The sequence below is a fragment of the Colwellia sp. KS18-150 genome (genome assembly GCF_057551365.1).
Genome location: NZ_BAAJMC010000004.1, coordinates 104,830 through 117,815 on the forward strand (window position 1 = coordinate 104,830; position 12,986 = coordinate 117,815).

Sequence of the window (12,986 nt, forward strand, 5' to 3'; positions counted from 1 at the left end):
TTATGTCTGATAACAACACACTAAGTGACTTTTTAACCAATGTTAAACCATCTCAGGTTATATGGGCGCTACAAGATAAAGAGAGTGAAGACTGGGTAGTTCTTGACTCAGTTGCTTTTGAAAGTACAGAAGTTATGCCTCTTTGGTCAACGAAAGAACTAGCTCAAGCACATTGTATTGAAGAATGGGCAAGTTACAAATCTTGTCAAATATCAGTATCCGACTGGTTTGAGTTTTGGTTAGAAGACTTAAATCAGGATAATGTGATTGTAGGTATTGATTGGCAAGAAAATGCAGAATACCTTGAAATGGAGCTTGCTGATTTTACTCAAGCGTTAGCTGAAATAGAGTCGTTAAAATAACCCTTATCAAGTCATCTAATATGGAAATCACCAATGACTGCAGTTTTATATTACATTCATGATCCTATGTGTAGCTGGTGTTGGGGATATCGCCCGGTATGGGATGCTTTGCAACGGGCATTACCAACATCGGTTGCCGTGCGTTATGTTGTCGGTGGTTTAGCTCCTGATACGGATATACCAATGCCGGTTGAGCTGCAAAAAACCATTCAAAGGCACTGGCGAAATATTCAACAAAAATTAGGTACAGAGTTCAATTTCGATTTTTGGACAGCTAATACACCATATCGCTCAACTTACCTTTCTTGTCGTGCAGTTATCGCTGCACAACGTCAAGGGTTTCAATTTGAAATGCTTACTGCGATTCAACGAGCTTATTATTTGCGTGCTTTAAATCCTTCAAAGTCAGATGTATTGGTTCGGTTAGTTGAGGAGTTAAGGGAGCAGGATGATAGCTCTGTCTCAAATATTGACATAGCACAGTTCAAGGCAGATCTAACTTCAAATGACACGGAAATACAGTTAAATAACGAAATCGCTTTAGCAAGGCAGTTAACTAATCAAGGCTTTCCATCTTTGGTATTTGAACAAGAAGCGCAACGCACGAGTATTACTTTGGATTACCACGATTACCAAATTTCACTTGCTGAAATTAAACGAATAATGCCGTAAAAGTTGTATAACAAAATAATGCTATAAATTCCAGAAGCTTGAATCTGATTGACACGATTTCAGCGTTCGAAGAGCAGAAGCCCGTCGAGATATAGCGTCAGGATTAATTATTCATTCTGATAGGGGCATACAATATCGCGCAGTTAAATACGAACACTTAATCCGCAGTAAATTTGGAATAGTGAGTATGGGTCGTCGCGGTAATTACTGGAATAATGCAGTGATGGAATCTTTCTATAGTCGCTTGAAAGTAGAGCTAATTTACGCAGAGCAATACCGCTCGATTGACGAAGCTAAATCAGGTATATTTGAATACATTGAGGTTTTTTATAACCGTTTACGTAGGCATTCAGCGTTGGGCTATGTCAGTCCAGCTGAATATGAGCGCATTGGCGCATAAACAGTGTCTACTTTTTATGGGTACTCCAGTTTACCAAGCGGATCGTGATATTTACTAAAAATGGATTTAATGCGTTACTTTATATGAAACATATTCTCTTAATGCTCTTTACTGCATTTTTAGCTCTTCTTATACCACCAGTGATTTATTCTGCCATTAATACTTATGTACTAAATAATTGCGATAGCAAATTTGGCTGCTTTGGAGGGTTTCAATTTTTTATCGTTATTGCAGCAATTTATGCTGGGCTTTGTACTTTTTTATCGCTTTTAGCTACTGTAATAGTTATTTCAAAGCATGGTGTAAGCCCAACATGCATTACTACTAATTATATTTTAAAATTTTCGATTTTCTTAAATATTTTGTTTTTCTCTGGATTGATGCTCGGCGGGTATATCGTAAGTTTCTTAGCGTCTTACATGTATGTAAAATCACTTGCAACTGCAGTGGCCAAGTAAAGCTAGCCACGGAGTTGTATTTGAGCTGAGTTGCTTTCCAATTAGCACTCTTAGTTGGTATTAACCTATTTAGAGATAGGTGTCATTATGATTAAAAATAAATATACAATTTATATATCATTCGGCCTGATTATAGGTACAGCATTAGGTCTATTTCTAGACATATATCAGATAGATATATATGGTGCGGTTGGGCTTGGAATTGTTTTTACGCCGATGATAGGCCTATTTTTAAGTGTTGTTATTTGTAACTTGTCAAATAAGAAGTCTAGCTCCGACTAAGCAGCATATAACAAGCCATAACAGTAACGGGGTTGCTAACAGCTTTATCGACTCTGCTTCGCTACACGATTTTAGCAAGCCATTATTAGTCCTTGAATGGGGCGTTAGTTGCTTAGGAGATTTAGGTGTATTTCATTACCGCGTTTGGATTATTAATGATATGTTTGAGTATCATCATGATTGTTAACCCAAATTATTGGTCAAATGGGATCGTAGACTTCAGTAGAAAAGCATATTTTCATTGGTTTGAGGTCGTTAGTCGGTTAATTGCAGGGCTTGTATTCGTAATGTATAACCAAACCACCTTATATCCTCAATTAATATTAAGCATTGGTTATCTACTTATTGCCGTTGGTTTTGGCCTTATAATCACAGGTTCAGTTAAACATCGAAAATTTGCAGTTTGGTCTGCTCATAAGTTTAAAAGTACATTTAGGCTTGCAGGATTTGTTTCTTTAATATTTGGTAGTTTCTTGATTTATATATCAACTATTGGTGTAATCAGCAACTTATAAACTAATTAATCAGGACTAAAAACTGTTAGTTTTTTTAATGCAAATAAGGATATAGGTATTATGAACAAGGTCGTTTCTACTGAGCTCCCGTCGGATAGCCTTTTGAACAAACGAATTAAGCCTAGAGATTTTATAGATAGCTTTTCTGTGAAGTCTGACCTGACACCACGTGATGCTGCTGAGATTATTACGGATTTTCCTGGTTGGGCACGGTTTCTTGTAGGACTTCGAAACTTATTAACGTCCCCATTTGGTATTTCAAGCGATGGCCCTGCTGCAGTAGATAAAGTAGGACTGTTCCCTGTTGAACTTGAGAATGAACGAGAGTTGATTGCTGGCTTTAATGATAAGCATTTAAATTTTCGGGTGTCTGTGATTTCTCACCAAGGGAGAATATTTCTATCTACTTGGGTGCATACAAACAATATCGGCGGTAAAATTTACCTTGCAGCTATTCTTCCGTTTCATATTTTAATTGCTCGTAATGCCTTAGCTCGTGTACATATGGCTCGTAGTAAAAAGTAAAATATAATAATTTATTCAAGTAGAAAAAATAACAGTTGTTTATCGCTCCTTGAAGTCATAAGTAGGCTATTTATAGTCTTTATTTCACTTTTAAATTTTAGCTAAACACTTGAATTATTTCTTTTCATAGCCACCTTTATTTAATTACTCTTTCCCGAGACTCTATTGTGAGTGACAACAGCCAAATCATCAATCATCCTATTAAAGTCGATAGCTCTTCAAAAAATAACAGTAAAGCTTTTACTAGCCTTTTGCCAATATTCGCTTTTATAAAACCCTACAAATTTATGTTGGCGCTAGCACTCTTGGCTTTATTACTAACTGCTGCAGTTAACTTGTCTTTAGGGCAAGGGGTAAAGTTTGTTATCGACAGCGGCTTTATTGCTGGGTCTGTAGAGCAATTACAATCGGCTATTTTAGTTTTGATTGCTTTAATTAGTTTGTTGGCAGTTGGAACTTTTAGCCGTTTTTACTTAATGTCTTGGTTGGGTGAGCGTGTTAGTGCCGATATCCGTAAAGCGGTATTTAATCGCGTGGTGACTTTGCATCCCAGTTATTTTGAAGAAAATCGCAGTGGTGAGTTAATGTCACGTTTAACCACTGATACCGCTTTATTACAATCTATTATTGGCTCTTCATTTTCGATGGCGCTACGCAGTTTATTAATGTTGATCGGCGGTATAGTGATGTTGTTGGTCACGAACTTAAAACTAACCATGTTTGTTGTTTTATCTGTGCCAATTATTTTAATTCCTATGATGATTTACGGCCGTAAAGTGAGAAAACTCGCGGCAAGCTCACAAGATGCTATTGCGGATGTTGGCACTTATGCAGGTGAAATTATTCAAAATATTAAAGTGGTACAAAGTTATACCCATGAAGCTAAAGAGCAAAGTGCCTTTGCTGATGAAGTCGAAAAGGCTTTTACTGTTGCTAAACGTAGGGTAAAACAACGTTCTTATTTAATTGCTATTGTTATATTTCTTACCTTTGGTGCTATCAGTGGCATGTTATGGGTAGGGGGGATGGATGTTTTAAATGGCGAAATGAGTGGTGGGGAATTAGGTGCTTTCGTATTTTACGCCATCATGGTGGCTATGTCGGTGGCAACCATTGCTGAGGTTTATGGTGAATTACAACGAGCAGCAGGATCTGCAACTCGTCTGTTAGAATTACTTGATGTTGAAAGTGATATTACCGAGTTAACTACTCCAGAAGTTGTTGCCCATACTGCTCAAACTGTGGTTACCTTTAACGAGGTTGATTTTTGTTATCCATCACGACCTGATAGTGCGGCGCTTAAGGGAATAAATTTAACTATACCTGCGGGTAAAGTGATTGCTTTAGTTGGGCCCTCGGGAGCTGGAAAAACAACGTTATTCGAGTTGTTACAGAGATTTTATGATCCTCAAAATGGCAGTATTAGCTTTAATGGTGTTGATATTACACAATTAAAATTAACGGATTTACGCCAATTGATGGGCATGGTGCCACAGCATCCTATATTGTTTAGCTCAGATGTTTGGCACAACATACGTTATGGTAAGCCAGATGCGAGTGATGAAGAAGTTATTGATGCAGCAAAACGAGCACACGCACATGAGTTTATTGAACAGTTACCTGAAGGTTATGGTAGTTTTTTAGGTGAGCAAGGTGTGCGTTTATCGGGTGGACAAAAGCAGCGCATTGCGTTAGCTCGAGCTATTCTCAAAGATCCAGATATACTGCTGCTTGATGAGGCAACGAGTGCTCTTGATGCGCAAAGTGAATACCATGTACAGGCTGCATTAGATGAATTAATGACTAACAGAACAACATTAATTATTGCGCATCGGTTAGCGACGGTTATTCATGCGGATTTAATTGTTGTTATGGAGCAAGGGAGAATTGTGGATACTGGGAATCATCAGTCATTGTTGAAGAGTTCAACGCTTTATCAACGGCTTTGTGAGCTTCAGTTTGATAAAGCGAATAACAATGTAAATTGAGTTGAACGTTTTCTTTAAAGCAAGCTAGAAGCTCCATCGTTTGCTTTAAAGAATGATAAGGCTATAAAAACTTTTTTCTATCTTCGCTAGTGGCACTTTCATGGCACTCGCCACGTAACGTATACATGGTTCCACTAAAGCTTTTATCAAGCGTAATATAACCCTTACGGCAATATTTGTTTTTATAAAAGCGCTCGGCTAATAACTCGTCAAATAATTCAATCATGTCTTCATTGTTAGTGTTTTTTCCTGATTGCTGACCTTGACCGCCTTGACCGCCTTGACCGCCTTGACCGCCTTGACCGCCTTGACCGCCTTGACCGCCGCGTCCGCCAGAGCCTCTTCCTTGTTTACCTTGACGGTTTTCTTGGCCTCCTTTCTTCGCTCCTTTGTTATCATCCATGGAAACAATGACTGTAAAAGTAAAAATTTTTGAGTCATCGTCACGAATTTCCGTTCGGAAAAAGTCTCGCATGTCTGATTTACTAACGCTACTGCATGCTGAGATCAATAACGTTAGTGCTATTGTGGGATAAAGGAGATACTTACAAGAGGGCATAAAGAGTCATCTATTTAATTAGTGATAAACCATTGTAAACCACAACGATAAAAATAAATGTAAACTATGGATAAAAATATAAAAAAGACATATTTCCTTTCATAATTAAACCCTTTGTTCGCTTAAGCTATGATAGCAATATGTTATGCTATTGATGATTAAATAGATGGAAAAGCTAATGAATAAAATTGAAATAAAATATTGTGCGCAATGTCGTTGGCTGATGCGTTCAACTTGGATGGCTCAAGAAATTCTGACAACCTTTGATGGTGAAGTAGGTGAATTATCTTTACAACCAGGTACAGGTGGTATCTTTGAGATTATTGCCAATGGTAAGCGCATTTGGTCACGCAAAGAAGACGGTGGTTTTCCTGAAATCACTCAATTAAAGCAAATCGTACGCGATGCCATAGTGCCTGAGAAAGATTTAGGTTGTATCGATCGTAAAAAGTCTTAGTTGAAAGGCTAGCTAAGGAATTGATTTGTCAAAAATTATTTTACAAGGTCATATACTTGTTTTAGACGCAGAGCTAGAAAAAGTAAATCAAGCACTGCCGGCTCATATTGAGTTAACACGTAATGAAGCAGGTTGTCTTATCTTTGAGGTTAACCAAGACAAGGTAAATGAAAATAAATTTTATGTGTATGAAGAATTTGCTAATCAGCAAGCCTTCGACGTTCATCAAAAAAGAGTGAAAAACTCCGTTTGGGGTGAGGTAAGTAGTAATGTTATACGTCACTATCAAATTACTTCTGAATAATTTGGCTTTGTAAGCGGTAACTTTTCAATTATTAGGAAAAATATGAATATTATTGTTGATGATCTTAACGGTAAAGCGGTGGAGCGATTGCTACAAGAGCATCATGAAGATATGTTGCAACATTCGCCGCCTGAAAGTGTACATGCTTTAGATTTATCGGCTCTGAAAAACAGCAATGTTACCTTTTGGTCAGCTTGGATAAGCGGTGAGTTAGCTGGCTGCGGCGCTCTAAAGTTGCTTAACGAAAAACATGGCGAGTTAAAATCCATGCGAACTTCAAGCGCCTTTCTAAGACAAGGAGTTGCCGCTAAATTATTAACGCATATTTTGGCATCAGCCAAAGACCTTTCTTTAGAGAGGGTTAGTTTAGAAACCGGCACTATGGCTGCCTTTAAGCCAGCACATCAATTGTACACTAGTTTTGGTTTTGAAGAGTGCGCACCGTTTGCTGATTATGAAACAGATCCCCACAGTATGTTCCTGACTAAACTGATTTAGTGTTTAAAAATAAATAACTAACCAGCACTCAGGCTGGTTAAGTCGAGCTCAGGTAAGCTATTCAATAACGCGAGCAAAAGGAGGCAGAGAGTCTAGTAATTGCTTGCCGTAGCGTTTAGTCACCACACGCTTATCCATTAAGGTGATCACACCTTCGTCCAGCTCATTACGAAGTAACCTGCCACAAGCTTGCACCAACTTTTTTGACGTATCAGGCACAGAGAGTGTCATAAAGGGATTACCACCTTTTGCACTAACATACTCAGCTTGAGCTTGCTCAACAGGGGAGGTTGGCACTGAGAAAGGCAGTTTGGTAATAATTAAATTGTTTAAATAATTACCCACTAAATCTAAACCTTCAGAGAAGCTTTGGGTACCAAAAATAATACTGGTTTTGTTATCGTCGCAGTGTTTTTTATGCGCTTCAATAATATGTTGACGCGAATGCTCACCTTGTACCGCTATCTCTAGTTTGTGTTTATCTCTAAGTGCCTGCGCGACTTTTTCCATTTGCCAATAAGATGAAAATAGCACTAGGCTAGCACTACCTTGATCTAAATATTTAGGTAACTTTTCAATTAATTCATCGGTAAATTGCCCAGCACTCGGCTCGTAATTCATTTTTGCCACGACAAGTTGAGCATTATTTTGATAATCAAAGGGAGATGTTACTTGTTGGTATTGGCTACCATCATTATTTTTTAAACCCGCTTGAAAACGAAAATGATCAAATGAATTAAGCGCAAGTAATGTTGCAGAGCACAATACTGCACCTTCACACTGACTCCATAATTTATCCTCTAAAGTGAAACCAACCTCAATGGGAGAAGCACACAATAAATAATCTTGGCGGGCATTGCCTTTATGTGGAGCTTGCTTTTGTAACCATCTAGCCATAGGTGCAGCTTTTTCACTATCAGATTTAGCATACATATACCAAAGGGCAGTTAAGTTTTCTAAGCGTTGTAACATAAATCCCGCTTCACTTAATACCGGCTCGGCAAGATACATTTGTGTTTCACCATCTTTTACTGACTCTATTAAGGCACTGTAAAGTTTATTTAAATGGCTTAATGACTTTTTACTCAGCTCATTGCAATCCTCAGCCCAGTTTTTCAGTGTTTTTGGAATGATGCCATTTTCAAAACGGTATATTTCTTCGTCATTTTTTTTGAAGTTATTCGTGTCAGCCTGCTTATTTTCTAAAAAATAGACATTGGCATTATTTTCAACAAAGGTTAGTACCTTTTGCATTTCTATTAATAAGTCTTGGCAATCATCACTAAGCTTTAGTGCTGGCGATATGGCCCGTTGCGACTTAATAAGCTTAGCCATTTTATCACCGGTTTCTCTGAGCTTTGACAACCAATCAATGGCGCCGCGCAGGGTGATGTTAGCACTGGAGTGATCTCGGGTGACTTTAGGCAAATGATGCGCTTCATCAATAATATAAAAGGTTTCATCGGGTGGAGATAAAATTCTGCCGCCACCTAGCTCAAGATCGGCCAGTAATAAACTATGGTTAACCACTAATACATGTGCTTGCTCCATGGTTTCACGTGCTTTGTGAAATGGACAGTGATGATGATCCGCTAACGTTTTCAAACAACTGTGTTTATCACTTTGTACTTGTGACCAAATATGATGTGGAATAGGGGTTTTCCAAGAATCTATATCGCCATGCCAAGAGCCATCATTTAAGGCTTTATGCATGGCATTTAAGGTACGAATATCACTGGCCTGAGGCTTTTCTGCAAAAGTAAATCCGGCTTGAGGTGAATCTGTAGACACCGCTTGTGTTAGTTTTTGACGACAAACATAACGTTGGCGACCTTTGACTAAGGCAAAGTCGAATTTCAAGCCAGCGTGTTTTTTTAAAAAAGGTAAATCTTTATCAACTAACTGCTCTTGTAGCGCAACCGTTGCAGTGGAAATACAAACCTTTCTATCTTTAGCTAAGGCTAGTGGAATAGCACCTAAACTATAAGCTAATGATTTACCTGTGCCGGTTCCTGCTTCTATAGTAATGATTTTTCTGTCTTTACTGTATTCACCCGCTAAGGTTTTGGAAATTTCAGCAATAAGAAATGTTTGCTGTTTACGAGGGTTGAAATTGCTTAAGTTCTCACCAATAGCTTTATATGATTGGCGGATCACTTGTTTCAATTTATCAGTTAACATTTAGCGATGGTTTCCATTGTAAAGCGAATACGATATGATGCTGTATATAATAACAGGTTTTTAACCTTTCTCTCTATAATTTCCATACTTTTTAAAAATTATGCCACAGTCATTGCCACAAACAATACAAAGCGGTTTCTTGTTAAGTCGCCATGTAAAAGATAAAGGTAGCGGCTTACAGGTGACTTTATGGTTAAAAGACGCTAAGCGTGCCCATAAATTGATCATTAATAATGAACTGGCGGTTTTTTTTGTTGAAGAAAAGCAGGTTGTACAAGCCAGTAGTTTGCTTGATAAAAATAATATTTCAGTCGTTAAACATCAAGCCTTGCCATTAAAAACCTTCGGTCAACAAAGTGTACATGGCTTTTATTTTGCTACATTATCGCAATTTTATCGTGCTCGTGATTGTCTTAAAGCACAGCAGATAAAGTGTTATGAAGATGATATTCGCCCAGACGATAGATATTTGATGGAGCGCTTTATTACGGCTGATATTGATTTTATCAATCAAAGGCAGGTGAAGTGTAAAAAATCAACAAAAGATCACCACATCAATCTGACTATGTTATCACTTGATATTGAATGTTCAATGTCAGGAGAGCTTTATTCAATTGGTCTTTATGCTAACAATGACACAGAAGTTAGATATGTGATCATGATAGGTGAGCCTGAAATTGGTGCTTCGGAATATATCATTTGGGTTAGAGATGAAAAACAATTACTTATTGAGTTGATAAAGCAAATATCACTTATCGATGCTGATATTTTTATTGGCTGGAATGTCATTAATTTTGACTTTCGTTTACTGCAAAAGCGCATGGATTTACATCAGGTTAAATTTACTATCGGCCGTGATGGTAGCGCCCCTCGTTGGCGCACAAATAGTAATAATGAAGATCAGCAGTTCATCGAAATAGCAGGGCGAGTCGTCCTAGATGGTATCGATTTACTGAAAACCGCCACGTACAGTTTCCCCAGTTTTTCTCTTGATAATGTCGCCAACACTTTACTCGGTCTAGGTAAAAAAGTAGATGATGTTGATAATAGAGTGAAAGAAATCACCGATAATTTTCATCACAATAAACAAGCACTGGCTGCTTATAATCTAGAAGATTGTCGATTGGTATGGTTAATTTTTGAGAAAACGCAATTATTAGCGTTTGCACAACTTAGGGCGCAGTTAACAGGACTTGCTATTGACCGAGTAGGTGGCTCCGTTGCTGCTTTTACTAACCTCTATTTACCTAAGTTACACCGCAGTGGTTATGTAGCACCCAATATGGGGGATGGTGAATCGGGCCTTGTTTCTCCTGGCGGTTATGTCATGGACTCAATACCGGGTCTTTATGACAATGTATTAGTGCTTGACTTTAAATCACTATACCCAAGTATTATTCGTACCTTTAAAATTGATCCTATGGGCTTGATTGAAGGTTTACGAGAGCAGCTAGCTGATATCGACGCTATCATAGGTTTTGATGGTGCCTATTTTTCTCGAGAGAAGCACTTTTTACCAGACATAATTACTTCCCTATGGTCAGAGCGTGATAAGGCTAAAGAGCAACAAAACGCCGCTTTATCGCAAGCGATTAAAATAATTATGAACAGCTTTTATGGGGTGCTAGGTTCAACTGGGTGTCGTTTTTTCGATCCGCGTTTATCTGGCTCTATCACCAAACGTAGCCATGAAATATTAAAAACCACCAAAGCATGGATAGAAAATAAGGGCTATAAAGTTATTTATGGTGATACCGACTCAATTTTTGTGCATGTTGGAGCTGAGTTGACATCGACGCAAAGTAAGCTGCTAGGCAAAGAGTTAGAGGTATTGATTAATAGCAAATGGCACCATCATATCAAAGAAGAATTCAATTTAGCCTGTGAGTTAGAAATAGAATTTGAAACCCATTTTAGTAAATTTTTAATGCCGACAATTCGTGGCAGAGATGTAGGAACGAAAAAGCGTTATGCTGGCTTAGTTTGCAAAGGGGAAGACACACCTAAAAAATTGGTATTTAAAGGCTTAGAAAGTGTCAGAACCGATTGGACACAACTGGCGAAAGACTTCCAGCACACCTTATATTTAAAAGTCTTTAATCAAGAAAGTGTTGATGATTTTATCAAAGCAACGGTTAAACAAACCTTAAACGGCGACTTTGATGACAAACTTGTTTATCGAAAGCGTATTCGACGTAAGTTAAAGGATTATGTTAAAAATGTTCCTCCTCATGTCAAAGCAGCACGTTTAGCCGATGCTCTTAATCAAAAGCAGGGTAAGCCGTTACGCTATCAACAGCGCGGCTGGATTGAATACTATATGACCTTGAATGGGCCACAAACCGTTGAACATTTATCTGCGCCATTAGATTATCAATTCTATATTGATCGGCAACTATGTGCGGTAGCTGATGCTATATTGCCTTTTGTAGGTACTAGCTTTGCACAAATAACCGATGCGCAACTAGGCTTGTTTTAGCAAATATTCTTAGCTGATATAGATAAAATGAAAATAACAGGTGAAATGCAGGTTATTTCAGGGTATAAATAGAGTTAAGTTTTAGATGGCTAGATAGCTATCATTAAGTTTATATTTTAAGGTAGTCAATGAAACAAGATACGAAAATAGTCAATGCTGGGCGTAAACCCGAGTTTACTCAAGGCGTTGTTAACCCAAGTGTTACTCGTGCTTCGACCGTAGTTTTCAATACCGTTGAAGAAATGAATAATGCCTTAAAAAATCGTCATAACAATACCATGCTTTATGGCCGCCGTGGCACAACAACAGCCTTTGCGTTTAGTGATGCCATGACTGAGCTTGAAGGTGGTGCCGGCTGTGCTTTGTATCCATCAGGCACAGCTGCCATTACTAATGCCATCATTTCATTTGTTAAAACCGGTGATCATATTTTGATGGTTGATAGTGCCTATGAACCAACACGAGATTATTGCGATAAAATATTAGCCAAAATGGGGGTAGAAACCACCTATTATGATCCGCTTATCGGTGCTGGTATTGAAGCGTTAATTCAAGAAAATACCCGTATTGTTTTCTTAGAATCTCCCGGCTCTATTACCATGGAAGTGCAAGATGTACCTACCATTAGTAAAATAGCCCATCAACATGATTGTATTGTGATGCTTGATAATACTTGGGGTGCAGGTATTAACTTTAAGCCTTTTGATTATGGGGTTGATATTAGTGTGCAAGCGGCGACTAAATATATTGTTGGTCATTCTGATGTGATGTTAGGCACTGCGACAGCCACTGAGAAATATTGGCCGCAGCTGCGTGATAACAGTTATTTGATGGGGCAGTGTACTTCTCCAGATGATCTTTATCTTGCACTGCGTGGTATTCGCACTATTGGCGTGCGTTTAAAGCAGCATCAAGAAAGTGCGTTAAAAGTAGCTAACTGGTTAAAGCAACGACCTGAAGTGGATACTATTTTACACCCAGCTTTTGAGTCTTGCCCAGGGCATGAATTTTTTAAGCGTGATTTTACAGGCTCAAATGGTTTATTTTCGTTCACCTTAAATCGCGGTAATAGAGCTGCACTGACTGCATTTTTGGATAGTTTAGAGCATTTTAAAATGGGCTATTCTTGGGGCGGGTTTGAGTCATTAGTATTAGGTATTACTAGTGTTGACTCCATTCGCTCGGCCACTAAGTGGACGGCGGAATTTCCATTAATTCGTTTACATATTGGTTTAGAGGATGTCGATGATTTAATTGCCGATCTTGAACAGGGATTTGAGCATTTTAACGCCAAGCTATAAATGAT

At 38.2% G+C, this 12,986-nt stretch carries 14 protein-coding genes; 12 read left to right on the forward strand and 2 right to left on the reverse strand.

Going from position 1 to position 12,986, the window contains the following annotated elements; genetic code table 11:
* The first annotated feature begins 2 nt into the window (after nt 1–2).
* The 7 genes from AC27IF_RS07895 to AC27IF_RS07925 all read left to right on the forward strand — a co-directional run bounded on the left by AC27IF_RS07895 (nt 3) and on the right by AC27IF_RS07925 (nt 5,202).
* Complete coding sequence (locus AC27IF_RS07895; protein ID WP_487053462.1) at nt 3–362, forward strand: DUF2750 domain-containing protein; 360 nt, start codon at nt 3–5, stop codon at nt 360–362.
* A 33-nt stretch (nt 363–395) separates the two neighbouring features.
* Nucleotides 396–1,034 carry a DsbA family protein gene (locus tag AC27IF_RS07900; protein ID WP_487053463.1) on the forward strand — a complete coding sequence of 213 codons (639 nt, stop codon included), beginning with the start codon at nt 396–398 and terminating at the stop codon, nt 1,032–1,034.
* Nucleotides 1,035–1,215: 181 nt separating this feature from the next.
* The gene (locus tag AC27IF_RS07905) at nt 1,216–1,434 is read left to right on the forward strand and encodes an IS3 family transposase (protein ID WP_487053464.1); all 219 of its coding nucleotides are present in this window, start codon (nt 1,216–1,218) and stop codon (nt 1,432–1,434) included.
* Between the two features lie 83 nt (nt 1,435–1,517).
* Complete coding sequence (locus AC27IF_RS07910) at nt 1,518–1,892, forward strand: hypothetical protein (protein WP_487053465.1); 375 nt, start codon at nt 1,518–1,520, stop codon at nt 1,890–1,892.
* Between the two features lie 458 nt (nt 1,893–2,350).
* Nucleotides 2,351–2,689, forward strand: coding sequence for a hypothetical protein (locus AC27IF_RS07915; protein WP_487053466.1), 339 nt, complete (start codon nt 2,351–2,353; stop codon nt 2,687–2,689).
* 60 nt (nt 2,690–2,749) lie between these two features.
* Nucleotides 2,750–3,214, forward strand: a complete 465-nt coding sequence (locus AC27IF_RS07920) for a DUF2867 domain-containing protein (protein WP_487053467.1) — start codon at nt 2,750–2,752, stop codon at nt 3,212–3,214.
* Nucleotides 3,215–3,414: 200 nt separating this feature from the next.
* A complete protein-coding gene (locus tag AC27IF_RS07925; protein ID WP_487053694.1) occupies nt 3,415–5,202 on the forward strand; it encodes an ABC transporter transmembrane domain-containing protein in 1,788 nt (595 codons plus the stop codon).
* 61 nt (nt 5,203–5,263) lie between these two features.
* On the opposite strand, the gene AC27IF_RS07930 is transcribed toward AC27IF_RS07925, so the two are convergent.
* The gene (locus tag AC27IF_RS07930; protein ID WP_487053469.1) at nt 5,264–5,677 is read right to left on the reverse strand and encodes a hypothetical protein; all 414 of its coding nucleotides are present in this window, start codon (nt 5,675–5,677) and stop codon (nt 5,264–5,266) included.
* A 262-nt stretch (nt 5,678–5,939) separates the two neighbouring features.
* On the opposite strand from AC27IF_RS07930, the gene AC27IF_RS07935 reads away from it, so the two are divergent.
* Genes AC27IF_RS07935 through AC27IF_RS07945 form a run of 3 tightly spaced genes read left to right on the forward strand, consistent with a single transcriptional unit; the run spans nt 5,940 to nt 7,020 of the window.
* Entirely contained in the window at nt 5,940–6,218 is a 279-nt protein-coding gene (locus tag AC27IF_RS07935) for an Rdx family protein (protein WP_487053471.1), read from the forward strand.
* Between the two features lie 25 nt (nt 6,219–6,243).
* A complete protein-coding gene (locus tag AC27IF_RS07940; protein ID WP_487053473.1) occupies nt 6,244–6,522 on the forward strand; it encodes a putative quinol monooxygenase in 279 nt (92 codons plus the stop codon).
* Nucleotides 6,523–6,564: 42 nt separating this feature from the next.
* Nucleotides 6,565–7,020: a GNAT family N-acetyltransferase gene (locus AC27IF_RS07945; protein WP_487053475.1), complete on the forward strand. Its 456-nt coding sequence runs from the start codon at nt 6,565–6,567 to the stop codon at nt 7,018–7,020.
* 57 nt (nt 7,021–7,077) lie between these two features.
* Here the strand turns inward: AC27IF_RS07945 and dinG are convergent, their stop codons facing one another.
* The gene (dinG, locus tag AC27IF_RS07950; protein WP_487053477.1) at nt 7,078–9,201 is read right to left on the reverse strand and encodes an ATP-dependent DNA helicase DinG; all 2,124 of its coding nucleotides are present in this window, start codon (nt 9,199–9,201) and stop codon (nt 7,078–7,080) included.
* Nucleotides 9,202–9,301: 100 nt separating this feature from the next.
* Here dinG and AC27IF_RS07955 point away from each other — a divergent pair, with 100 nt between their 5' ends.
* Together AC27IF_RS07955 and AC27IF_RS07960 are read left to right on the forward strand one after the other, a co-directional pair.
* Nucleotides 9,302–11,680 carry a DNA polymerase II gene (locus AC27IF_RS07955; protein WP_487053479.1) on the forward strand — a complete coding sequence of 793 codons (2,379 nt, stop codon included), beginning with the start codon at nt 9,302–9,304 and terminating at the stop codon, nt 11,678–11,680.
* A 128-nt stretch (nt 11,681–11,808) separates the two neighbouring features.
* Nucleotides 11,809–12,981 (forward strand): cystathionine beta-lyase, encoded by a 1,173-nt coding sequence (locus tag AC27IF_RS07960; RefSeq protein ID WP_487053481.1) that lies wholly within the window; start codon nt 11,809–11,811, stop codon nt 12,979–12,981.
* Nucleotides 12,982–12,986 lie beyond the last annotated feature (5 nt).

Bases quoted from the DNA above. Each gene is read 5' to 3' on its own strand.
- dinG (WP_487053477.1), bottom strand. From the start codon at position 9,201: ATGTTAACTGATAAATTGAAACAAGTGATCCGCCAATCATATAAAGCT.
- AC27IF_RS07895 (WP_487053462.1), top strand. From the start codon at position 3: ATGTCTGATAACAACACACTAAGTGACTTTTTAACCAATGTTAAACCA.
- AC27IF_RS07935 (WP_487053471.1), top strand. From the start codon at position 5,940: ATGAATAAAATTGAAATAAAATATTGTGCGCAATGTCGTTGGCTGATG.
- AC27IF_RS07910 (WP_487053465.1), top strand. From the start codon at position 1,518: ATGAAACATATTCTCTTAATGCTCTTTACTGCATTTTTAGCTCTTCTT.
- AC27IF_RS07920 (WP_487053467.1), top strand. From the start codon at position 2,750: ATGAACAAGGTCGTTTCTACTGAGCTCCCGTCGGATAGCCTTTTGAAC.
- AC27IF_RS07955 (WP_487053479.1), top strand. From the start codon at position 9,302: ATGCCACAGTCATTGCCACAAACAATACAAAGCGGTTTCTTGTTAAGT.
- AC27IF_RS07900 (WP_487053463.1), top strand. From the start codon at position 396: ATGACTGCAGTTTTATATTACATTCATGATCCTATGTGTAGCTGGTGT.
- AC27IF_RS07945 (WP_487053475.1), top strand. From the start codon at position 6,565: ATGAATATTATTGTTGATGATCTTAACGGTAAAGCGGTGGAGCGATTG.
- AC27IF_RS07960 (WP_487053481.1), top strand. From the start codon at position 11,809: ATGAAACAAGATACGAAAATAGTCAATGCTGGGCGTAAACCCGAGTTT.
- AC27IF_RS07930 (WP_487053469.1), bottom strand. From the start codon at position 5,677: ATGCGAGACTTTTTCCGAACGGAAATTCGTGACGATGACTCAAAAATT.
- AC27IF_RS07915 (WP_487053466.1), top strand. From the start codon at position 2,351: ATGATTGTTAACCCAAATTATTGGTCAAATGGGATCGTAGACTTCAGT.